Origin of the sequence: Xylanivirga thermophila (assembly GCF_004138105.1) — a bacterium.
Classification (GTDB): domain Bacteria; phylum Bacillota; class Clostridia; order Caldicoprobacterales; family Xylanivirgaceae; genus Xylanivirga; species Xylanivirga thermophila.
In genome coordinates, this window is sequence record NZ_RXHQ01000038.1 from 1 (window position 1) to 23276 (window position 23276).

General features: G+C 34.9%; 22 protein-coding genes and 1 pseudogene. 1 reads left to right on the forward strand and 22 read right to left on the reverse strand.

The annotated features are described in order from the left end of the window. Positions 1-235 precede the first annotated feature (235 nt). Complete coding sequence (locus tag EJN67_RS12445; RefSeq protein ID WP_129724759.1) at positions 236-874, reverse strand: redox-sensing transcriptional repressor Rex; 639 nt, start codon at positions 872-874, stop codon at positions 236-238. Between the two features lie 320 nt (positions 875-1194). On the opposite strand from EJN67_RS12445, the gene abc-f reads away from it, so the two are divergent. Then, positions 1195-3090 (forward strand): ribosomal protection-like ABC-F family protein, encoded by a 1896-nt coding sequence (abc-f, locus tag EJN67_RS12450; protein ID WP_129724761.1) that lies wholly within the window; start codon positions 1195-1197, stop codon positions 3088-3090. Here abc-f and nagA read toward each other — a convergent pair. The 21 genes and pseudogenes from nagA to EJN67_RS12550 form a co-directional block, all read right to left on the reverse strand. Continuing rightward, positions 3079-4263, reverse strand: coding sequence for an N-acetylglucosamine-6-phosphate deacetylase (gene nagA, locus EJN67_RS12455; protein WP_129724763.1), 1185 nt, complete (start codon positions 4261-4263; stop codon positions 3079-3081). The genes abc-f and nagA overlap by 12 nt on opposite strands. Continuing rightward, positions 4260-5288: a Gfo/Idh/MocA family protein gene (locus tag EJN67_RS12460; RefSeq protein ID WP_129724765.1), complete on the reverse strand. Its 1029-nt coding sequence runs from the start codon at positions 5286-5288 to the stop codon at positions 4260-4262. Before EJN67_RS12460 ends, nagA begins: the two co-directional genes overlap by 4 nt. A gap of 117 nt (positions 5289-5405) precedes the next feature. Beyond that, the gene (locus tag EJN67_RS12465) at positions 5406-6035 is read right to left on the reverse strand and encodes an SGNH/GDSL hydrolase family protein (RefSeq protein WP_129724793.1); all 630 of its coding nucleotides are present in this window, start codon (positions 6033-6035) and stop codon (positions 5406-5408) included. A 182-nt stretch (positions 6036-6217) separates the two neighbouring features. Continuing rightward, on the reverse strand, positions 6218-6358 hold the full coding sequence (locus tag EJN67_RS14090) for a hypothetical protein (protein ID WP_165000867.1): 141 nt from the start codon (positions 6356-6358) through the stop codon (positions 6218-6220). A 146-nt stretch (positions 6359-6504) separates the two neighbouring features. Beyond that, positions 6505-7209: a glucosamine-6-phosphate deaminase gene (locus EJN67_RS12470; protein WP_129724794.1), complete on the reverse strand. Its 705-nt coding sequence runs from the start codon at positions 7207-7209 to the stop codon at positions 6505-6507. A gap of 109 nt (positions 7210-7318) precedes the next feature. Beyond that, on the reverse strand, positions 7319-8251 hold the full coding sequence (locus tag EJN67_RS12475; protein WP_129724767.1) for a phosphoglycerate dehydrogenase: 933 nt from the start codon (positions 8249-8251) through the stop codon (positions 7319-7321). A gap of 12 nt (positions 8252-8263) precedes the next feature. Continuing rightward, entirely contained in the window at positions 8264-9457 is a 1194-nt protein-coding gene (locus EJN67_RS12480; protein WP_165000868.1) for a 4Fe-4S binding protein, read from the reverse strand. Positions 9458-9472: 15 nt separating this feature from the next. Further along, positions 9473-10540, reverse strand: a complete 1068-nt coding sequence (locus EJN67_RS12485) for a Gfo/Idh/MocA family protein (protein WP_129724770.1) — start codon at positions 10538-10540, stop codon at positions 9473-9475. 131 nt (positions 10541-10671) lie between these two features. Beyond that, positions 10672-11295 (reverse strand): TetR/AcrR family transcriptional regulator, encoded by a 624-nt coding sequence (locus tag EJN67_RS12490; protein WP_129724772.1) that lies wholly within the window; start codon positions 11293-11295, stop codon positions 10672-10674. A 51-nt stretch (positions 11296-11346) separates the two neighbouring features. Continuing rightward, positions 11347-12936 carry an amidohydrolase gene (locus tag EJN67_RS12495; RefSeq protein WP_129724774.1) on the reverse strand — a complete coding sequence of 530 codons (1590 nt, stop codon included), beginning with the start codon at positions 12934-12936 and terminating at the stop codon, positions 11347-11349. 53 nt (positions 12937-12989) lie between these two features. Next, entirely contained in the window at positions 12990-13874 is an 885-nt protein-coding gene (locus EJN67_RS12500; RefSeq protein WP_165000869.1) for a Gfo/Idh/MocA family protein, read from the reverse strand. 134 nt (positions 13875-14008) lie between these two features. Then, positions 14009-14875: a sugar phosphate isomerase/epimerase family protein gene (locus EJN67_RS12505; protein WP_129724778.1), complete on the reverse strand. Its 867-nt coding sequence runs from the start codon at positions 14873-14875 to the stop codon at positions 14009-14011. Between the two features lie 47 nt (positions 14876-14922). Continuing rightward, a complete protein-coding gene (locus EJN67_RS12510) occupies positions 14923-15849 on the reverse strand; it encodes an AraC family transcriptional regulator (RefSeq protein ID WP_165000870.1) in 927 nt (308 codons plus the stop codon). Between the two features lie 11 nt (positions 15850-15860). After that, entirely contained in the window at positions 15861-16730 is an 870-nt protein-coding gene (locus EJN67_RS12515) for a sugar phosphate isomerase/epimerase family protein (RefSeq protein WP_165000871.1), read from the reverse strand. Between the two features lie 223 nt (positions 16731-16953). Then, complete coding sequence (locus tag EJN67_RS12520) at positions 16954-17499, reverse strand: type 2 periplasmic-binding domain-containing protein (protein WP_129724784.1); 546 nt, start codon at positions 17497-17499, stop codon at positions 16954-16956. A gap of 117 nt (positions 17500-17616) precedes the next feature. After that, a complete protein-coding gene (locus tag EJN67_RS12525; RefSeq protein ID WP_129724786.1) occupies positions 17617-18522 on the reverse strand; it encodes a carbohydrate ABC transporter permease in 906 nt (301 codons plus the stop codon). Positions 18523-18556: 34 nt separating this feature from the next. After that, a pseudogene (locus EJN67_RS14560) lies at positions 18557-19486 on the reverse strand (ABC transporter permease). An 88-nt stretch (positions 19487-19574) separates the two neighbouring features. Further along, positions 19575-20498 (reverse strand): AraC family transcriptional regulator, encoded by a 924-nt coding sequence (locus EJN67_RS12535; RefSeq protein ID WP_165000872.1) that lies wholly within the window; start codon positions 20496-20498, stop codon positions 19575-19577. Positions 20499-20528: 30 nt separating this feature from the next. Then, positions 20529-21392 carry a sugar phosphate isomerase/epimerase family protein gene (locus EJN67_RS12540; protein WP_129724790.1) on the reverse strand — a complete coding sequence of 288 codons (864 nt, stop codon included), beginning with the start codon at positions 21390-21392 and terminating at the stop codon, positions 20529-20531. A gap of 373 nt (positions 21393-21765) precedes the next feature. Beyond that, the gene (locus EJN67_RS12545) at positions 21766-22410 is read right to left on the reverse strand and encodes an AraC family transcriptional regulator (protein ID WP_129724791.1); all 645 of its coding nucleotides are present in this window, start codon (positions 22408-22410) and stop codon (positions 21766-21768) included. 2 nt (positions 22411-22412) lie between these two features. After that, positions 22413-23171: a hypothetical protein gene (locus tag EJN67_RS12550; protein ID WP_129724792.1), complete on the reverse strand. Its 759-nt coding sequence runs from the start codon at positions 23169-23171 to the stop codon at positions 22413-22415. Positions 23172-23276: the final 105 nt, after the last annotated feature.

Sequence of the window (23276 nt, forward strand, 5' to 3'; positions counted from 1 at the left end):
TTTTTAATCAATGTTCCTTAGGTGGTCTCATTGCCATGCCATTTTTTAATTTTCTGCTGCAAGAAGACCCTCAAGAAACTTTCAAAATTATTTTATAAAACTACTTGACTTTAATTAGCTGGTCTAATATTTATAACATAACTCTTATAATAGATTAAGCGAGATAAAAAGTAAATATGACTGCCGAAAATATAATATAACTGTAAATGTTTTAATATTTTTTTAATATCCCGTACTATTCATCAATTTCACTATTCATACGATACGATAGAGTAAATAGACTGTCACTCAAATGTACATTCTCAACCACCGTACCCTTAGGTGTAACTACATCTATTGGAGCAAAGTTCCATATGGCCTTTATACCACACTTTGCTAAATTGTCGGCTATTTGCTGGGCTTTCTTCTTTGGCGTGCAGATAAAAGCTACCTGTATATCCGATTTTTCTATAAATTTTTGCATATCATCTATATCCATTACCTGTATACCCCTTATACTTATACCTACGAGCCTCGGATTTATGTCAAATAACGCCTTTATATGAAAACCTTCCTTTTCAAAGCCACTATAATTTGCAAGAGCCTGACCAAGATTCCCTGCCCCCACTATTATTACATTATATTGTTCATGCAGCCCCAATATCTTTTTTATTTCAAAATATAACTCATCTACATTATAACCATATCCCTGTTGCCCGAAACCACCAAAACAGTTAAAATCCTGCCTTATCTGAGAAGCAGTAAGGCCCATCTTCTTACTAAGTTCGCCAGATGAAATTCGCTCTGTTCCAATCGCTCTCATTTCCCCTAAATATCTATAATATTTTGGCAATCTGCGTATTACAGCTTCTGATACTTTTTTCTCCTTTGCCATAGTATCCCCCCTAACTCTTTAAGTTAAATTTTTCACAATATTTTCTTCATAATACCATCTGTTTTGCAGTTATGTCAACTTGGTGCTTTTTTATGCTGCAAATCATAATTACACCATACTCCTATCTGTTCTATCAAGAATACAAAGATACAACACTACTATATAGCAATCATTATACCATATAAAGCCAATTTATGAAACAAAATTCTATTACTTCTTCAATATCTAATCTAAAATTAAACATGAAGCCCCTTTTATATCCAGCTCTTTTTTGTTATCATTATCTTAGCAATAAAAATATATTCATTGGAGAGTTTGATATGGTAATACTATCATGTAGTAAAGTATGTAAATATTTTGGCATTGATGTTATATTAGAGGATATAAATTTTTCTATAAATGAAGGACAAAAACTTGGTATAGTAGGTCCAAATGGGGCAGGCAAGTCTACCTTGTTTAAGCTTATAACGGGAGAATTCACTACCGATGGTGGCGAGATATTTTTCTCTAGTAATTTATCAATAGGATATCTACCCCAAAATGCATCGGTAGATTCCAATAATACTATATGGCAAGAGCTTTTGAAGGTATATGCCCCTGTTCTAGATATGGAAAAAAGACTTCGGGAATTAGAACATCAGATGCAAGATGGCCACCCTGCAATAATGGAAGAATACGCAAACCTTTATGAAAAGTTTGAAGATGCAGGCGGATATAGTTATGAAAGCAGTATAAAAGGAGTGCTTATCGGTCTTGGTTTTAATCCTGGGCAATATGAACAACCTATATATCAGTTAAGTGGCGGACAAAAAACTAGAGTAGCCCTTGCAAAGCTACTGCTCCTAAACCCAGAATTGCTTCTCCTTGATGAACCTACCAATCATCTGGATCTAGATGCCATGCAATGGCTGGAGGAATATTTAAAGGGTTATAGAGGAACTGTTATGTTAATATCCCATGATAGATATTTTCTAGATAATATCTGCGACAGCATTTTGGAAATAGAGAATAGAAAAGCCCAGCTATATGAGGGGAATTACTCTGAATATAAGCAAAAAAAGGATATGCTTACGAATAACCAATTAAAGCAATATAATCTTCAGCAAAAGGAGATAAAGCGACAACAGGCTATAATAGAAAAATATAGGTCATTTAACAGGGAGAAAAGTATCCGTGCTGCTGAGAGTAGACAAAAAATGCTGGACAAGATGGAGCTGATAGAAAAGCCCTATAAAAGTCAGGACACGCGCATATCGTTCGATATACTAAAGAGCACCGGAAATGAGGTACTGATAGCCAAAGATCTATCTATGCAATTTGGACAAAACATACTGTTTAAAAACCTATCGTTTCAGCTTAATAAGGGTGATAGAGTGGCTATATTGGGGCCTAATGGCATAGGAAAAACTACACTCCTTAAAATAGTGCTAGGAAGGCTCAATCCATCCTCAGGCAGTATAAAACTCGGTTCTAATGTGACCATAGGATATTATGATCAAGAGCAGACCAGCCTGAATCTTGAAAATACCGTAATACAAGAAGTATGGGAAGCTGCCCCTAACATGACTGAAACTGAGATAAGGAGTGCACTGGCGGCATTTTTGATCCGAGGGGACGATGTATTTAAAAATATATCCGCTTTAAGCGGTGGTGAACGAGGACGGGTACTCCTTACTAAACTAGCCTTAAAAAAAGATAACTTTCTAATATTGGATGAACCCACAAATCATCTAGATTTAGAATGTAAGGAAGTGCTTGAAAAGGCCCTGGCTGAATATCCTGGTACCATACTCGTAGTATCTCACGATAGATACTTCTTAAATAAGATCATAGATAGAATAATCGTAATGTCGAATGATGGCTTCGAAGAATGTCCTGGCAACTATGAGTATTATATAGGTAAGAAAAAAGAAGAAGCCCTCTTGGAATCACAAAAAGAGCAGAAAAAAAATGAGACTAGAACAGCACAAAAGCAAGCCCAAAAACAGGATAGGGAAAAAAGACGCAAAAAAGCCCTTATAAAGGAACAAATAAGTGAACTGGAAAAACACATAGATGAACTAGAAAATAAAATAGCTGACATAGAACAAATTCTGTGCCAGCCTGAACTATATGATAATCCGGAAAAAATGCTTGAAATAAACCAAGAATATAGTGGTTTAAAATCCCAACTAGACGACACCTATGAAAAGTGGTTGGAAATATCAGAGGGGTAGTTTATTCAAAAATGTCTCACCTCTGGTCATTACATATAATATGTCTATATCAGTGTTAAAAATAACTATATCAGCGTCTTTGCCAATTTCTATACTGCCCTTTCGATCATCACATCCCATGATACGGGCGGGAGTCAATGACGCCATCTTTACCGCATTATATATCTCCACATCCACCTTATTATACATATTTCTTATTAAGCGATCCATGGTAGCAATACTACCGGCAAACGCCTCAAAATCGGGCATAAAGGCGACCCCATCCTTTAATATAACCCTTTGTCCCTTCTTTTTGCTGCCAAGTATGGATTCCCCTTCTAGCCTACCGGCTGCCCGCATGGCATCCGTTATTAATGCTATTTTATCCGCACCCTTTATCTTATATATAAGCTGTAAAAGCTCTATTGGCAGATGTTTACCATCGGCTATTATCTCTACCGTCATACCATCTATTAGATAGGAACTCTCTACTACACCAAGCTTTCTGTATGCACTTACCCTGTGGACACCCTGCATGCCCGAATATAGATGTGTTACATGCGTAGCGCCATGGTTATAAGCTTCCAGCACTTCTTTATATTCTGCATCTGAATGCCCAATGGATGGTAGTATACCCTTTGAAACTAAATAATCAGTAAATGCCATCCCATAAGGCAACTCCGGTGCATAGGTAACCCTCTTTATTATATCGTTAGATTCAAACATACTCATGTACTCATCAGGTACAGGATATTTTATATATTTAGGATCCTGTGCACCCCTCTGAGTCATGGCAAGATAGGGTCCTTCTAGATGTACACCTAACACCTCGGCTCCCGCCTCACTTCGGTTCATAAAACTATTTATGATTTCTAAGGCAGAATATACCTCTTCGTCCTCACAAGCCAAGGTAGTTGGATATATACCGGTAGTACCGTGAAACGTGTGGATATTTAATATATCCTTTATTTCTTGCACATCTCCATCCAAAAAATCCCCTTCACCCCCGCCATGGACATGTATATCTATAAAGCCTGGGGATATAAAATTGCCTTTTACATCTATCACTTCTCCGGAATAGGACTTTACCTTATCCTTATATATATCTACTATTTTACTACCATCAATGGCAACATTATATCCTTTTAAAACCCTATCCTCCATAATTATATTGCCATTTGTAAATATTTTCATAGGTATACCTCTTTTTTCTCCCGTTCCGATCTATATATAGAGTTTATTATCTCTACTGCCACTTTACCTTCTTCCGGTGGAATCATAGGCTGCCTGTCATTTTCTATTGCATCTATCAAGTCATTTAATAATATATAGTGTCCACCACTTGAAATATGTGTAGCCCCTGTAGCACCGCCTATCTTTTCACCAGCATCGGGCCTTGGAATATCTTCATCAATAAAATCCCATCTTTCTATACCACTATCGGAAAATATAATAGTACCCTTTTCTCCATGTATCGCAAATGTAGTATCCAATCCGGGATAACAAGTGGTTGCCCCTTCTATAACCCCATATCCTCCACCTTCAAATTGTAAAAGAGCCACTGCGGTATCCTCTACCTCTATATTTCTAGACAAGTGATCAGCTCTTCCGAATATTGAGGTTACCTTTTGACCCACCATCCATTGAAGCAGATCTATGCCATGTACCCCTTGGTTCATAAGGGCTCCACCACCGTCAAGCTCCCATGTACCTCTCCAGCCTGCACTATCATAATATGCCTGATCCCTATAATATTTAAGGTATGCATTAGCCATTACAATTTTACCTAACTTGCCCTCTTCTATTAGCTTTTTAGTAGCAATAGCTGCCGGCATGGTACGTCTCTGGAATATAGACTGAAATTTTATGTTGTTTCTCTTTACTGCTTCAATAATTGGTTTTATTTTTTCAGTAGTAATCTCTATTGGCTTTTCACATACAATATGCTTTCCTGCATTGGCCACATTTACTGCCATTTCGCCATGCATGCCGCTAGGTGTACATATGCAGACTATGTCTATATTAGGATCCTGAAGCATTTCCATATAGTCATAATACACATTATCCGCATTATATTTTTTTGCAAATTCATCTGCCTTATCTTTAATTATATCGCATACTGCGTATAAATTAGCCCTTTCAATGGCATTTATAACATTTCCATGCGTATTTGCAATAACTCCACATCCAATAATAGCAAAATTATATTTCTTACTCATTTTACTCCCCCTTATCATGTGGTTATTTGATTATACTATTATTATAGACATCAGGAGAGATTTATTATTGGACTTTATTACAAATAACTAAACATTTTATACAAACTTAGATAGCAATTATAGTTTTGCTCCCACTGCATCTAACCATACTCTAGCTATAAGGGCATGTCCTGCAGGTGAAGGATGAACACCATCAGGGGTCCAAAACTCCGGTTTCCTTAGAGAAGCAGCCTGGGCAAAAACACCATCTAGTGGAACTAGAATAGCCCCATATTCCCTAGCAAGATCCCTTACTATATGTATCTTAGGATCCAAATCCACTCGCCATTCCTTTCTGTCAGGCAATGACGGCAATACAAATGGTTCACACATTATAATTTTAGCATCTGTTTTTTCCTTTGTTTCATCGAGTATATATCGATAATTTTCCTCAAACTTTTCTACAGATGTGGGATCATTACTGTCATATCTCCTCCAGCAATCGTTTATGCCTATGAGTATGGATAAAACATCGGGTTTTAAATCTATGGTATCTTCCTGCCATCTGTTTTTTAAATTGATGGTTCTATCTCCGCTTACACCCCTATTTATAAATTTCACATGTTTTTCTGGATATAATGCAGAAAATAATCCTGAAATAAAGAATGGATACCCCATACCTAAATTTTCTTCATTTACAGCCGTACGTCCTGCATCAGTTACACTATCCCCTTGAAATAATACTAAAGAATTATCCCCTATTAACATTGTCATTCACACCTTCCTCTATTTATTGCTGCTATACAGGGATATTATATATCATTTTTGTTACTTATTCTATATATAAACAGCTCAATAAAGCTCTATGTCTTAGATTAATCCTCCAAGGAAATCCTAAAAAACTTGCATTCCCAAAGATAGTGCAAAATCTATATATAATCCTTTTTTCTTCATCTATATCCTTTTGCAATGCGACTATCCAGATCTATAGACATGGTAGATATTATAAGGGCGAGAGTAGTTATATTTATTACCAAAGAGGAAACTATCCTGTCTCCGTATTCATCTAAAATTTTAAATTTTTTGGCCACTATAACTACTACTATTATAAACATCATTACTAAAAGTTGCGTTATAACTTGGCCAAATTGTATTTACATATGTATTCTTCTTTTACTTCAATGGATATAATTATAGGGACAAGATATACCTATCCCATCCCTAATATATAAAATAATTAAAGAATATATTTTCCACTATCCTTATCTACATATAATACTGCATTTTCATGATTCCGTAATATAGAAGCAGGACATTGCTCTGTTATAGGTCCATTTACCGTATTTTTTACAGCTTCAGCCTTGGTTATCGCAGGCACTACACAAAAGATATGTTCTGCTGACAAAAGTGCCGGTATGGTAAGGGTCAAGGCATGGGTAGGCACTGCATCCAAATTGGCAAAACAACCATCATGCACCTGCTGATTTCTACATTTCAAATCAAGATCTACTACTTTAACCCATTTATCGTCATTGAAGAATGCTACATGGGGGTCATTGAAGGCAATATGTCCATTTTCCCCTATTCCCATACAAACTATATCCACAGGATTATCCTTTAATAGTTTTGTATACCGGATGCACTCTTCCTCAATATCAGTCGCATTACCGTTTAAATAAGTTATAGATTTAAATGGTACCCTATCAAATATTCTCTCTTTTAAGAAGTTTCCAAATCCTTGAGGTGCATCAGCAGGAAGTCCAATGTATTCATCCATATGAAATGCATTTATCCTACCCCATTCTATATCATTATCCAACATCAAAGCTTCTAGAAATTCATTCTGGGAAGGTGCTGCTGCAAATATTATATTTACATCATCCTTTTCATTTAATAGCTTTTTTATTACACAAGCAGCATCATTTGCGGCTCCTCTGCCCATACCTTCCCTATCGCCATATACCTTAACATGTAATTTATCCGCTTTAAATTCTTTTATAGTGCTCAACCCAACTTCCTCCTTTTATTTTTGTATCCTGCTAGTGCTAACGCTATTCTAGCATATTTATGAGATTTTTAGTAGACTGTACCACCATTCTTTCAGTCGCTTCTTTTGTAAAAGCGCCTATATGTGGCGTTAATATAAAATTATCCAAACTTAGTAATTTATGATTGCCTGCAGGCTCTTTGGAAAAGACATCTTGAGCTGCTCCTGCAATAGTCCCCACTACTAAAGCATTATAAAGATCCTCTTCATTTATCAAACCTCCCCTAGAGGTATTGATTAAATATGCAGTATGCTTCATCATAGATAGGGTTTCCTTATTAATCATATTCTCCGTTTCATCGGTTAAAGGAGAATGTAGTGTTATAAAATCGGACTTTTTAAACAGTTCTTCCAGGTCTACCATCGATATATCATATTTCTCTATTGTCCGCTTGTCATTAAAATATGGATCATAGGCAAGTATTTTCATGCCTAAACCTTGGGTCATACGGGCAACCTCCCGCCCTATAGCCCCTAATCCTACTATGCCTACAGTCTTATCAGTAAGTTCCCGCCCTATGCTCCTATCCCAACCACCTTGTTTTACACATATTGCTGATGGTACTATGTATCTTGACATGGTAAACATAAATCCTACTGCCAACTCAGCTACTGAAGTGGCATTTGTAGCCACTGCCCTATCCACCTTTATCCCCATCTCTTGAGCTGTATTTAAATCTATATTGTCTAGACCTGCCCCATACTTGGAAATGGCCTTTAAGTGCCTTGCACTTCTGAGTACTCTCTCATTCATAGGATCTATTCCAACGATAACCCCGTCTACATCTTTACATAAATTCTCCATTTCTTCCTCAGTATAGGTACGCCCAGTATTGTTTTCCATTATTTCCGCATCTATATCCTTTAAAAGCTCATAAGCCTTGTCTCTGGCCTTAGAAAATGACTTTGGAGTTACAAGTATTTTTTTCTTTGACATTTGTATTCCCCCTTATTTTTGACTATTTTCTATATGCATGGAGATAGCACCTGTAGGGCATACGGATATGCATATTCCACAGCCTAGACAGCGTTTAGGATGCACAACCGCTTTTTTATCTATAAGTTCTATAGCATCACAATGTCCCGGTTTTGTGCATTTACCACATCCTATGCATTTATCCCTGTCAACAACCGGCCAGCCATCTAAAGCCTCAAGTTCGCTAGATGAACGAAGATATTTAAGCGACATGCCTATTATATCGTCATAGCTCGTATATCCCATCTTCTCCATATATATTTCCATACCTTTTACCTGTTTAGATACCAAATCCCAACCGTACCACATTATAGACGTGCACTCGGTTATCAACCGAGCTCCCCACATCATCATCATCAGACAATCATCTGCTGTCTCCAGCCCTCCTCCTCCTATTATGGGGATATCTATCTTCTTAGCCATATTAGCTACTAAAGAAAAACACATAAGTTTGGTAGAAGGGCCACCTAAGCTCCCATGTGACACCCCGTTTAGCAGATGATATTTAGGCCTCCCACCGTCATATATATCTACTAAAGGTAGAGCAGACTGAGCTCCCGCCAAACATACTGCATCTGCTCCCCCCCGTTGAGCTGCCATGGCAGTAACACCAATATCTGACACATTGGGAGTGAGTTTTACTATCACAGGTATATTTACAGTTTCTTTAAGCACCTTTACAATACTCTCAATACGCTCAGGGTTCTGTCCAGTAACTGCTCCACCCTGCTCTGTCTCACTTAAGGCATTAGAACCCTTTATGTTTTTTGTAGATAGCCCAACATTGGGACATACCATATTTGCTTCTATGAAATCAGCTCCTGCTTCTTCGTGCTTTTTAGCCAAAAAAGCCCAACCATCAAGGTCGTACCCGTCATGTGTTATATTTGCAAACAGCTTAAGACTGGTCATTTTTTTCCCTTGTTCTATAAGTCTTAAACTCTCCTCCATATCCTTGCGTCTGTCATAACAAATAATACTGCTATTATTGCGATAGGTATGCATCCTCAGTTTTCCGTAGAACGGTTGTTTGATAAATGCCAGCTTTGTACTAACCGCTGCTGCACCATGTTTCTCAGCTTCAATCAGCCATTCTATTTTGCTGGTTAATGGACTAGATGCAATTACTATAGGATTTTTTAACTCTATACCACAAAAATCTATCATCCTTTTCATCTCCTTTTATAGGGCTTCATTTTGAATCTTTTTGCCTTCGACAGAAGATTTATATATAAGATTTACTACCTTTAGAGCCTCTAGTCCGTCTACTCCCCTTAAACCTACCTTTGCGTCTCGATCCTCTAGTATACATTCCATAAAATGTCTTATCTCGTTTACATAGCCAAGATTAAATTTCTCATCTACAGCCGGTTTTGACCATCCAGTAGTTATTTCAGCCTTTTCTACGGTGTAACTAACTCCAGGTATGGAAAAACAGGTTACAGCAGATGACATGGTAAGGTCGACATGCAATCTACCTTTAGTACCATAAAACTCAATAATATCTTCCATACCACCTGCAGTTACGTAGTTGGACTCTAAAAGTGCAGATGTACCATCTTCAAATTTTATAACACTAGCACTCCAATCCTCGCCCTCCATACCCTTATGGATAAGATTCGAATTTCCACCTCCCGATGTTACACCAACAAGCTCTGTCCATTTGTTATCCTTAAGCGCCAATGCAAATGCCACCGGATGAATACCAAGGTGCACCATGCAGCCACCGCCACAGTATTCTATAGTTTGAGCAAAGGGAGAATGGGAGCCGCTATGACATTCTCTAGCGCGCATATAGACCATATCGCCAATAGCACCTTCTTCTATAATTTCTAGCGCTTTTATAAGGGCTGGAGCAAATAACCAATCCTCTGCATAGTACAATCTCTTACCAGCCTCTTTAGCTGCATGAATCATTTCTTCTGCATACTCCACTTTTGTAGACAAAGGCTTTTCAGATATCACATGACATCCCTTTGAGAATGCCTTCAATGCAACGTCATGATGCAAAAAATTTGGAAGACATATATCCACTACATCACATTCCACATGATCTATTGCTTTTTCATAGTCATCATATGCCTCGTAATCCTTTAGCCCATAACGATTTGCTAGGGCTTTTGCCTTGGATAGATCCTTATCGCATATGGCTACTACTTCTGCTATATCCCGACATCTATCGTAGCCATCCATATGTAAGTCGGCACTAAATGCAGCTCCTATTATGAGCACCTTTACCTTTTTGTCCATTTTCTCAATACACCCCTTTATGAAATGGTATAGTAAATAACTAGTTAGTTACTTATGTATATAATTTATTAAAGGCAATACCACCCTTAATAAATCTTTAAGCTTAAATTATTATTAAATATTATATAAGTTTACTTGCAAATATAGGCTAAAACCATATCGGTGACATGCTCCATACGCTTTTGTAAGCTTGCCCCATCGTCTAGTCTTGTTGATAAAAGCTTTGATAATGTATATCTATTAGAAAAATATGAAAAAGTAAATGTCAATATTGATAGAATAAGTTGATCCTCATCTACCTCTTCCTTTAATATTCCTTGCTCCTTGCCAGTCTGCATTACCTTTTTGAGCATTATAAAAGTAGGACTTTTTATATCGGTAAAATCTATATCTTTTATGTAGGACCCATAGTTTAAGTTTTCCCATAATATTAATTTAACATATGTGGGGTTATCACTAAGATATTCAAATTCTAGCTTTATTACACGCCTTATTGCCTCTATACAGTCCATATCTTCAGATAAAAGAATAGTCTCCCTATCTCCCAAGCGTTTATAAGCCTCTACAAGCACTGTCCTGTACAACTCTTCTTTGTTGCCAAAGTACTCATATATCATACGCTTATTTATATTAGCCTTACTGGCAATTTCATCTATTCTTGCTCCATATATACCCTTTTCCGCAAATTCCAATTCTGCTGCCTTTAGTATATCTGCTTTGGTTTTTTGAGAATCCCTTTGTCTACCTGATGCCATATATATCACCTTCGAATAAAAATAAGTAACTATTTAGTTATGATTATTATACTATATGCATTTTATAGTGTCAATTACTATATTCCCACCTACTACAGTAAATAAAGATTTAATTTTAGGTATATCATCTACCGGGCAGGTGAAATAATCCTTTGATAATATAGCAAAATCAGCAAGTTTTCCAGTTTCCAGACTACCCTTTTTGTCCTCGTCAAACGAAGCATATGCTCCATACCATGTATAAAATTTAAGTGCTTCTTTCCTATCTATGGACTGCTCCCCCCCTATTACTCTTCCATCTATAGTATTTCGGGTAATCATATTATAAAGGGCCCAGAAAGGATGGTATGGATTTTGTGATAATAGTGGATGATATTTTACCATATGATCACTTCCTGCCGCTGCATATATGCCTTTATCCACGTATTTGGCATATGGTAAGAAACTTTCCATTGTTTCATGATCCAATAACTTACTCAAGATATTAGCATCCTTAAAATGCCAAGCTGGTTGAAATAATAAAATGAGATTTAGCGCCTTTATGGTGTTTAGTGTCAAATCATCTGTAAAATCTCCATGTATTATGCTAAATCGTCTATCTGTCATATCCCGCTTTCTGCCATATTCCATATATGCACTTAAAAGCACATCCAATGCCCCATCACCAATAGAATGGGCACTCATTTGATATCCTTCATTATATGCCACATCTATAAATTCTATTAATTCTTTTACATCGTGGTTTATAATACCTCTAAATCCTTCTGGCATATCAAATATGCCTATTTTATCATTGTAGGGGCGGCGCATATAAGATGTGCCAGTTAGTATACCTCCATCTATCATAACCTTTAAAAATGATAGCTTACCCCATTTATGTGGCAGGGATATATGGGATTTAAAAGTCTTCATATCATCACAAGCTCCTTTGGCTTGCGATACCACCTTAGAAAATACAATGCGCACATTTAGCTGTCCTTCATCATAAAGCTCGTTTATTGCCTGTACCCCTACCAAATCGGATATGCCATCTATTACGCTAGTAATACCCAACCTATTATATTCTGTCTGTATATTTTTAATACCCTGCTTATACTCTTGTATACTCATAGGCCTCTCTTTTAGACAACGCTTAATGGCAGGGATCATGGCAGAGGCGGGAGTATTCTTACATATCCCTGCTTTTTTTAATGCATAACTATTTGCTCGCCCTGCATAGGCACCATCTACAAACACAGGATGCCTTGGGGAAACCTTATCTAGCTCTTCTATAGTAGGATATCTATACTCCTTTAAGCGAGTAGGATAGGTGTTTCTTAGGTGTATCCATTGGCCTTCAGGTAATTCTTTTGTCCTTTCACGGACATAATCCAACAGTTCTTCTATAGATTGGGGAATAAAAAGTTCCCCATTTAGTTCACTTGTTGCTGCCCATAGTATGTGGGTGTGGCTATCAATTAATCCTGGAATAACCGTTTTCCCATGGAGATCCACAATTTCAGCGTTATCGTTATTGTTCTTGAGCACCTCTTCATTAGAACCAATGCGTGTTATAGTATCTCCTGAAATTGACATAGCTTGAGCTACAGTATCATATTTATCCATAGTATGTATGCACCCATTTAAGAAAATCCTATCCATAAATATACCACCTTCACATAATAATGTGTCTAGCAGTGCCTCTACTTTTGAACTTATAGACTTTTTATCTTTACTTCTTTATTGGTTTTGTATGCCTCTTCTATAGAGTTTAGTACTTCTACAGGCGCATAAAGTTGTTCAAAGGTCATTGGCATCTTGTTTGTTCTAAGCATATTTATAAATTTTTCCAACCCGTGCTTATAGGTAATGCTTATATCTATCTCCCTTATAATTGTACCTTTTTCTCCATATAATATGGCATAATATTCATTATGTCCTTTTATAAAATTCATGATTACCTGATAATTATCATATTTCAATATGGCTGTTACACAATCCCCTGTCATACTAGCTATAACAGATTTCGGATTATAGCCAAAAGTTGCAAGGGTTATTTCCGTAAGATGTGGCCCATAGAAATGGATCCCTGCATATTCGCTATCTACATCTGCAGGGAAATTTAATACTGCTGTCTTCACCCTGCCAATACGACTACCTTCCTGCACTTCCTGCTTAAGCATTAAGGTATCATAGGTATGCTTTGTAGTAGAACCACCATCTATTAGAGTACCTCTCTTCCTTGCTATCTCTATAATACGCCTCGCATCTTCCGTTTTTACGGTAAATGGTTTATCTATCCATGTAGGAATACCTGCCTCGATAAAAGGTAGTGCATAGGGAAGATGTAGATCTCCGTGGCGAAACACCGTCATTACTGCATCTACTTTACCCATGAGATCTTTAGGGGTTTTTGATATAAATTCTATACCTCCATCCCTCGCGACCTGCTCTGTACGTTCTTTTTCTAATCCAAATATACCTACAACTTTACAATCTGGATATACATATTCGCCTGTAACAGGATCAGGAAAATTGATAATCTTTGAAAAGATCTCAGCATGGCTATTATCAGATCCTAATATACCTATTCTAAACACCTTATATTCCCTCCTTGAAATATAGTTTTAATGAGAAACTTTAATATTTGATAGTATAGTATTTAACATAGTATATATCTTTTACTATTATCCTATAATATTGTATTATCTTATTATTTTTATTTAATTATATTTTATATAATTTTATCCATTATTTTTTGCCATCTTTTAAGAGAATCTTCTGAAGCTTCATAGCCTAAATACGAAAAAGCAGACCCCTTTGGAAGTGCAAGAAGTGCTTCACTTAAATCGTGTTTGGGACGATAATGGGTTTCCAATACCACATACCCTTCGTATCTATCTTCGATCAATTTGGAAAAATGCTCTTCATACTCCACTTCCCCTAAGCCTATAGGAGTAGAGACAACCTTTCCATCTGGAAGTTTTTTAGCATCTTTTAAGTGCATATGCACCATATGATCTTTTATAATATTATATCCATCGGGGAATGGTCGTTCCCCATCTGGGTCATATATATCATTACCTGGATCCCAAAGACCCTTCACGAATGGGGAATCTATTGCTTTTATAACCTGCACCAACTTTTGCGCATTAGTAGCAAATACACTAGGGTCAAATTCTAGCACCAAAAACTTTCCATTCTTACTCAATAATTCTATGGGGGTTTCAAACTTAGAAACTATTCTATCAAAATAACTGTTAAAATCCCCTTTGCTCCAAAACGTAAATCCCCTTATAAACTTTACATCCAATTTATAGGATAGATCTATACAGCGTTTTAATATTTCTATGTGCTCATCTATCTGCCTTTGGTCGTCTATATCACATTTAAAAAATGGGGCACTAATTCCACATACATCTAAATTATAATCAGACAAAATAGTCTTTATTTCCTTTATATCCTTGTCAGTCAATTCATGTGGCCCTTTCTCCCATACTGAACGAATCTCCACTCCATCTAACTTGTAACGATATGCAAGCTCTGCCGCTTCCCTCATGTCTTGAGATATTTCATCGCTTATAACACCCTTTTTAAACATATCTCCCCTCTTCTCTTTTTTAATTATTAATAAATTTATAAACCGTTTTACATTTCTCCATTTTCATCTAACATAATTTTTTTATAATATTTAGGTGAAACTCCCACTACCTTCTTAAATACTCTACAAAAATAAGCAGAATCATTGAAACCCACGTTATATGAAATGTTTGTAATAGATAAATCGGTATTTACAAGCAAATCCATTGCTTTTTTTATTCTCATATCTACCAAATATTCTGTAAATGTTTTTTGAGTCATAATCTTGAATATATAACAAAAATAACTTTTAGACATCATAGCCTGTTTACATGCATCATCCAATTTTAAATCCTTGTAAAAATTCTGATCTATATATTTGATGGCCTTACTTACATTATTTCTATATTTTTCAACTACACTTTTAGATTCCTTATTCCTTTTTGAATTACCGTACTCTCTAGCAATAATTGATAATAACTTCAATAGTTCTGCCTTTATTATATGATCATAATAGTTGTCCTGAGTTTTATACTCCGTAAGCATGTTGTTCATTATATTCTCTACTTGTATTTGGGAATCTACTGTCAGAGTTACCTTAGCCTTTATTTTTGTATCCTCTACTAAAAAAGGCTGTAAATACGCAAAGTCAAATATATCCTTATATTTCTCAAAATCATCAAATTGACTGTTTATAAACCTGGCAGAGAATTCACAGCCCATTATTATTACATCATCTAAATCCCTAGCACTTATCCTATGAATGACATACGGAGGTACAACGAAAACATCCCCTTTAGCCATTTCATGACAAGTGCCATTGATCCAATGAAACACCACCCCCTTGTATACATACCATATCTGCATATATTCATGGGAATGATATGTTTCACCAGAAAACCAGCTCTCCATTTTATATACTTTAAATGGGATAGATCCTTTAAAATTATTTTCACTTCTTATAAAATTTTTTATGTTGGCATGCCCTTTATGCATATAAATCACCATCATTTATTTGTTTTGTTTTTTGCTGCTTCTATCAGTTTGTTTATAGCCACAAACTCTCTCTTTGCCCTTTCTTCACCTGAAGCAGCTGCATGACATTCTATTGACAAATATCCATCATATTTATTTTCCAACAAAGCAGTAAGCAATGGTATATGATCAACAGCCCCTTCTCCTAAAAACTTTTGCTGAAAAATTTCATCACCGTATATAGTTTGTGAGTGAAATGCTCCTGGAAGACTATCATCATTTATCCTGATTTCATCCTTTACATGCACATGAAATATCTTATTGCCCAAAGTATCAACCGACTCTTTACCAAAATCCGTATCGGTTATATACATATTCCCTGCATCATGTATCAATCCTACATTGTCCCTATTTAATTGTTCCACATATGCTTTAGCAGCATCAACTGTTTCTATTAAGCTGCCATTATGTATCTCCATAACTAGCCTTACATTATATTTCTTAGCTAAATCAGCACATTTAGCCATCCAATAAAGTGATTTTTCATAATGGTATTTATGAGCTAAAAACCCATTGGGTCCTCCTGGAGATACCCTTATCATATTGCATTTTAATACTTGCATAATATCAAGATATTTTTCCAATTGTTCAAATTCCCTCTGACATTCCATATCTGATTTAGTAGAAAAGCCTCCTAAATAAGAACCTATTGCCACTAAATCTATTTCATTATCATCAAGTAGTGTCCTTATTTGTTTTACCCTTGACATGGGAGTATCAGCTGAAATATGGGGTTCTTTCCCCCATAACTCTATACCATCATATCCTATTTCCTTACATAAGACTATAGCCTCTTCCAATGAAAGATGGCTTAACAGCAAACTAAACAAAGAAATTTTCATAGCGTTAATCCCCCAAAACATAAATACTTTATATAATATCATTAAGCTTGTTACTATTATATATAATTTATTATATATAAATCTTGGACTTTTATCTAATAAATTATTGAATTCTAACAATAACTATTAATTCAATCTATTTTTTCCTTAAACGCAATCATAGGGAAAACCTATTATGGTTCTCCCCATGAAAATTCGATCATATCTCTCTATGAAATCATTTTTATTTTTTAGCCCATCTATCATAAGCACCTTGTTTAAGTTTTAGAAGCTCTTCAAGCTCAATTTCATTTAATGTCTTAACAAACTTATCAAAGTTATCTATAGTTTCATCACCTGTTATGAATTTTACAATCATTTGTTCTACATAGTTCTTTATATCAGTTTCTAACAAAGTTACACGTTCCATCTCTGTATCCGTATATCTTACAGTAGTGGGAAATCTCTGCACCATGTACGGTTCATGCCGCTTTTGAACTGCTTTTACCTTCATTTCCATAAGGGGAAAATCTGCAGGATATGGCATAAAGTTTAAATAGGCCGGCAATCCTGTATCTAAAGTTATCTTCACTTCATCACGGAGAGTTTGAAAGTTTGTTACTGGATCAATCCATTTATAAGTCTCTTTTTTATCTTCTTTGTCATTCTTATCTACTACTTCATCCGATTTGTCCTTTGATGTATCCTTCTCTTCCTGTTTACCACAACCTATAAAAAGGGATGAGATCATAAAGATGACCAACATTAAACTAATTATCTTTTTCTTCATTACTTTATTTCCTCCTTATTGTCTATCATTTTTAAAAAATCACTTTGGCAAGCATTAGATCTTAAAAAGTGGATTTTACATTCCCCCTTTCATATCCTTCTATGAAATATGAAATGCTTATCCTTTTATTGCACCTACCATAACGCCTTTTACAAAATACTTTTGTACAAAAGGATAGGCCAACATAACAGGCAAGGTGGCAATAATGATTAAAGCATATTTTATTTGTTCAGCAGCCCTCAGTTCATCCATCAGTGTACCTGTATCATGAGAACCTATAAGAAGCATCTGGGCATCAAACTCACTTTTCACTAATATTTCCCTCAAAATTATCTGGAGAGGAAACAGTTTTTTATCTGACAGATATATCAAAGCTTTGAAATAGTTGTTCCAATGGGCTACTCCGAAGAAAAGTGTCATTACCGCAATAATAGGTGAAGAAAGGGGCAGTATTATTGAAAAGAATATTTTAAAATCAGAACATCCATCTATCTCTGCAGCCTCTTGCAATTCACCTGGAATATTATTTTCAAAAAAAGTCCTTGTAATTACTATATTCCACATGCTTGTTGCTCCAAGGATCAATATAGCCCATCTAGTGTTTAAAAGATGGAGCCTTTTCATGAGAAGAAATGTAGGTATCAAACCACCACTAAAAAACATAGTTATCATAAATATTATAGTAATAATATTTCTTCCTACTAAGTCTTTCCGTGATAATGCATAAGCAGCAGGTATGGTTACTGCTAAGTTGAGCAAAGTCCCAAATACTGTATATATAATCGTGTTCTTATAGCCACTTAATATGCGAGGATCTTGAAATATACGCTTATAACCATCAAAAGATATATCTTTAGGTAATAAGACAACTTGCCCCGAGTTTATCATATCCGGATTGCTAATTGATGCAATAACAACGAATAACAATGGATAAAATGTTATTAATAAAATAATAGTTAATATTATATAGTTAATTACATTGAATATCTTATCTCCCTTTGTTTCCTTAATAACCGCCATCATATATTCCTCCCAACTTTATTTTATTGTCGTTTTGCTACCACAAATATACATCGCTTACCCTCTTTGAAATTTTATTTACTGTGATCAGGAGAGCCAGGTTGATTATAGTGTTAAAAAGGTTGACCGCTGCTGAAAAGCTATATTTTGCATCTAACAATCCCACTTTATAAACATAGGTCGAAATAACTTCAGAATATTCTAGATTGAATGGATTCTGCATTAAATATATTTTTTCAAATCCAATATTCATTATATTGCCCATATTCATGATAAGCATTATTATTATTGTAGGTAGTATGCCTGGCAAATTTATATGCCATATTCTCTGTACCCTAGAAGCACCATCAACTATTGCAGCTTCATGTAATTGTGGATCTATTCAAGATAATGCAGCTAAGTATATTATTGATCCCCAGCCCATACCTTGCCACACACCTGACCAAACATATATCTCATCAAACAGATAATCTTTAGTTAGATATGCTACTGAATCAAGCCCTACAAGTTCTCTAAGTTTGTTTATAATACCATTCGGGCTTAAGAATATTAGTATCATACCTACCATTACAACTGTTGATATAAAGTGAGGTGCATATGTTACATTCTGTACTGCTTTTTTAAACTTCGTATTTTTAACCTCATTAAGCAATAAAGCAAGAATAATAGGAATAGGAAATCCAGCTAACAAAGAATATAATGATATTGATATGGTATTTTTAATAACAATCCTTGAAGAATAGGTATTAAAAAAATTTCTAAAATGTTTCAATCCCACCCATGGGCTGCCTAAAATGCCTTTAGTTGCTATGAAATCCTTAAACGCAATTTGTACTCCATACATGGGGATATAGTGAAATATTATAAAGTACAAGAACGCAGGGAGAAGGAGTATGTATAGCTGCCAATTTTTCGATATCTTTTTTAGATTTTTACGTTTCTCCATATTAACATCTGTTTTCCCCATTGCTAAATCCGTTTTTCGGTTTAATTCATATTTTTTCTCCATCATATACCTCCTATGTTTTTACTTTATACATCCTTAGCCATATAGCTCACTTATAGATTGTTGATGATCTTCTATACATCCCGGGAGTACTACCAACTATTTTTTTGAATGTCCTGCAAAAATGTGTAACGTCATTAAATCCAACCTTAAAACAAATTTCTGTAATAGGTAAATCTGTATTAACAAGTTCATCTGTGGCCTCATTAATACGCAAATCAATAAGATATTCCGTAAAAGTTTTGCTAGTTAAATTTTTAAAGATATAACAAAAGTAGCTTTTAGACATTGCTGATAATTTGCATACATCATCAAGCTTAATATCTTTTGTAAAGTTTTGGTTAATATATTCTATTACGTCATTAATATTATCCCTGTATTTTTCTATAATCTGTCCTGATTCTGTGTTTGCACAAGATGTATAATATTCCCTTGCCATTATAGCTAAAAGCTTTAATAATTCTGCTTTTATAACATGATCATAATATCTGCTACGATTTTTATATTCCTTTAGCATACTTTCCATAGCATTTTCAACATCCAAACGGGATTCCATAGATATATTTATCTTAGGTTTTATATTCTCCTCAGTTACCAAAAAAGGTTGGAGATATGTAAAATCAAATACATCCTTATATCTCTGAAAATCATTAAATTGACTATTAATAAATTTTGCTGAAAATTCGCATCCCCATATTTTTATCTTTTCTTTATTTTGAGTAGATACTTTATGTGTAACATAAGGCGGTATAACAAATGCATCCCCTTTTACCATTTCATAAGCTTTTCCATCTAACCAATGAGTTACAACACCCTTGTCTACATACCATATTTGCATATACTCATGTGAATGGTAATTTTCACCAGACATATTTCCTTCCAATTTATAAATTTTAAAAGGAATAGAACCCTTAAACACATTATCACAACAAAAAAATACATATTCGGATTTCCCGTAAATATTGCTACTCATATATACCACCATTATCTTTATAATTTTATATTATAGAGATTCTCTTGCTATTTCTATCAAGTTTTTTACCTCTTCAAACTCCCTTTTAGCCCTTTCTATACCTAGTACAGGAACATGACATTCAATAGAAATATAGCCATTGTACCCATTTCGTAGTAAAGCTTTAAATAAAGGCACATGATCAACTGCCCCCGTACCTAAGAATTTTTGCTGAAAGATTTCATCACCATATATAGTCCGGGAATGAAAAGCCCCTGGCAAAGTATCCTCTTCAACCCTTAGCTCATCTTTTACATGGATATGATAGATTTGTTCTCCTAATTTTTGTACCGACTCAATCCCATAATCAGTATCAGTTATATACATGTTTCCTGCATCATGTATCAATCCCACATTATCCCTATTTAACTGTTCTACATATGCTTTAGCAGCTTCAACTGTTTCTATTAAACTGCCATTATGTATCTCCATTGCAATTCTTACATTATGCATTTTAGCTAAATCAGCGCATTTAGCCATCCAGTATAGGGATTTTTCGTAATGATATTTAGTAGCTAAAAATGCATTAGGTCCACCTGGGGCTATTCTTAGCATATTACATCCTAAGATAGGCATTATGTCTAAAAATTTTTCCAACTCTTCAAACTCTTTTTTGCACTCAATATCAGATTTTGTAGAAAATCCTCCAATATATGAACCAATAGACGGAACCTCTAACTCGTAATAATCCAGTGCCCTGCGAATCTCTTTTGCCCTTTCAATAGATATTTCAGTTGAAATATGAGGTTCTTGACCACAAAGTTCAATTCCTTCATATCCAATCTCTCTTGCAACTTTCATAACTTCTTCTAATGGTAAATCTTTAAGCACTAAACTGAATAGAGAAATCTTCATGTATAATCCTCCTTTTAAGAACAGTTCTTGAATTATATGGAGATATAATCTGTATAATATGAAATATAGATAAAAACAATTAGAAAATATCTATTATTCTATTTAATTAATTAATCTTTTTTGTATTTGTTGTTGAATTTACAACTATTATATTTCACATATTTTATCATTGCCTGGATTATCTTCCAACGAAATATGCATAATGTATATTTGCGTTTGTTTTAATTTGAGTATAAAATATATTCTTTTACAAGTAAACCATAAGAATTTATATATAACCATCATTTTTTATATTGGCATTTTATCGCTATAAATATTAACTTTTTTATAACCATCAAACATTAATATAAGCACTCAATTCTTAATATATTACTTAGGGCCTTACCTGTTCTCTGTATGTTCCAGGGGTTATGCCTTCATGTTTTTTAAATATTCTAGTAATTCCCATATCATTAGCATATCCTAATCTTTCAGCAATTTCAGTGATTGTAAGATCTGTAGATTCAAGTAGTTCTTTTGCCTTTTCAACTCTAATCTTTGATATATAATCTTTTAAATTCTCTCCTCGACATTTTTTAAATAAGCTAGATAGATATTGTGGGGTGACATTAAACTGATCAGCAATTGAGGAAAGGCCAAGCCAATTTTCACTATAATTTTCTTGAATATATTCAATCACCTCGTCTATTAACTTTTCTCCTGAGCCTTTATGATTTTTTTCTATGAGTTTACAAATATCCTTCACTATACTTTTTATCTCCTGTTCCATAGAATAAATTGTGGCACAATTTCTAATATTCTCTACCAAAACATCCATAGATATAAATTTGTCATCATTTTGGGCCTGTATATTATTTATGACCTTCATAAGGGTGCTTAACATATCTATTATGAAATATCTACCTGTTTCAAAGCCGATATTCCTTGATTTAAAATTAATATCAAACAAGTTATCTATAATATCCTCTGCTTCCTCATAATCTCCTGAACGAAGTACATTAATAAGCCGTACCTCCATTTCTATTGGATAATAATAATCATCCTTGAAGGTAAGCTCTTCAAAAAAATTGCATTTCCTTTTCCTAAAAGTCTACTATGCTCAAGTGACTTTAAAGCTTCATCATAACACTCTCTTATTTTAAAAATACCCTTATGGATTTCGCTTATGCCTAAAGTAACTATCATATTGCATTTGTCACATAATACATGCATAAAGAGCGTTACAACTTGCCTAATCTCATTATTCGCAACTTCCGGTTTTGTATCTTGGGGCAAATTTACTATAAATGCCACTCTATTACGCTGCAGTTCCACAAATTGTTGTTTATAACTCTTATCTATAATCTCTGATCCGATATTCTCTAATACAAACCTAGCTAGTACCCACTCCTTTTCCGTCAAACTAGTAAAAAAACTGCTATTCTCGCTTATCTCAGCCATCAATACTAAAAATTCATCTGATACAAATTCTAGCTGCATGAATTTAAGGGTATCTTCATCCATATCAATATCTCCCGCATATCCCTTTAAAAGTTTTCCCAGATATTCAGAGCGCATTATAGGTAGCTGCATACTGATAAAATCGTTTAGCCTATCCTGGTGCTCTAAAGTGTGTATAACAGATGATTTTATATAATCCAATTCATTTTGAAATTGTTTTTGAGTCCCATTATCATCTTGCATAACCATATCCCTTATTTCCTTTATAGGACGATAGTTGTGATATGCAAATAGAAACGCAAGCCCCACCCCTAATACACGGCAAAAGCATGAATACATTTTCTCCCAGACTCCTCGCCCGAGGAGTTTTTTAAAATGCCAGTGTAGCATTTATATAAAGGAATGAGTATACATTGTAAGAAATGGACCCCGGTATTACTATGA

Bases quoted from the DNA above. Each gene is read 5' to 3' on its own strand.
- EJN67_RS12505 (WP_129724778.1), bottom strand. From the start codon at position 14,875: ATGTTTAAAAAGGGTGTTATAAGCGATGAAATATCTCAAGACATGAGG.
- EJN67_RS12520 (WP_129724784.1), bottom strand. From the start codon at position 17,499: ATGAAGAAAAAGATAATTAGTTTAATGTTGGTCATCTTTATGATCTCA.
- EJN67_RS12470 (WP_129724794.1), bottom strand. From the start codon at position 7,209: ATGGGCAGAGGAGCCGCAAATGATGCTGCTTGTGTAATAAAAAAGCTA.
- EJN67_RS12445 (WP_129724759.1), bottom strand. From the start codon at position 874: ATGGCAAAGGAGAAAAAAGTATCAGAAGCTGTAATACGCAGATTGCCA.
- EJN67_RS12515 (WP_165000871.1), bottom strand. From the start codon at position 16,730: ATGAAAATTTCTTTGTTTAGTTTGCTGTTAAGCCATCTTTCATTGGAA.
- nagA (WP_129724763.1), bottom strand. From the start codon at position 4,263: ATGAAAATATTTACAAATGGCAATATAATTATGGAGGATAGGGTTTTA.
- EJN67_RS12525 (WP_129724786.1), bottom strand. From the start codon at position 18,522: ATGATGGCGGTTATTAAGGAAACAAAGGGAGATAAGATATTCAATGTA.
- EJN67_RS12480 (WP_165000868.1), bottom strand. From the start codon at position 9,457: ATGATAGATTTTTGTGGTATAGAGTTAAAAAATCCTATAGTAATTGCA.
- EJN67_RS12545 (WP_129724791.1), bottom strand. From the start codon at position 22,410: ATGGAGGTACGGCTTATTAATGTACTTCGTTCAGGAGATTATGAGGAA.
- EJN67_RS12460 (WP_129724765.1), bottom strand. From the start codon at position 5,288: ATGAGTAAGAAATATAATTTTGCTATTATTGGATGTGGAGTTATTGCA.
- EJN67_RS12485 (WP_129724770.1), bottom strand. From the start codon at position 10,540: ATGGACAAAAAGGTAAAGGTGCTCATAATAGGAGCTGCATTTAGTGCC.
- EJN67_RS12535 (WP_165000872.1), bottom strand. From the start codon at position 20,498: ATGAGTAGCAATATTTACGGGAAATCCGAATATGTATTTTTTTGTTGT.
- EJN67_RS12495 (WP_129724774.1), bottom strand. From the start codon at position 12,936: ATGGATAGGATTTTCTTAAATGGGTGCATACATACTATGGATAAATAT.
- EJN67_RS12490 (WP_129724772.1), bottom strand. From the start codon at position 11,295: ATGGCATCAGGTAGACAAAGGGATTCTCAAAAAACCAAAGCAGATATA.
- EJN67_RS12550 (WP_129724792.1), bottom strand. From the start codon at position 23,171: ATGTATTCATGCTTTTGCCGTGTATTAGGGGTGGGGCTTGCGTTTCTA.
- EJN67_RS12540 (WP_129724790.1), bottom strand. From the start codon at position 21,392: ATGAAGATTTCTCTATTCAGTTTAGTGCTTAAAGATTTACCATTAGAA.
- abc-f (WP_129724761.1), top strand. From the start codon at position 1,195: ATGGTAATACTATCATGTAGTAAAGTATGTAAATATTTTGGCATTGAT.
- EJN67_RS12510 (WP_165000870.1), bottom strand. From the start codon at position 15,849: ATGCATAAAGGGCATGCCAACATAAAAAATTTTATAAGAAGTGAAAAT.
- EJN67_RS12475 (WP_129724767.1), bottom strand. From the start codon at position 8,251: ATGTCAAAGAAAAAAATACTTGTAACTCCAAAGTCATTTTCTAAGGCC.
- EJN67_RS12465 (WP_129724793.1), bottom strand. From the start codon at position 6,035: ATGTTAATAGGGGATAATTCTTTAGTATTATTTCAAGGGGATAGTGTA.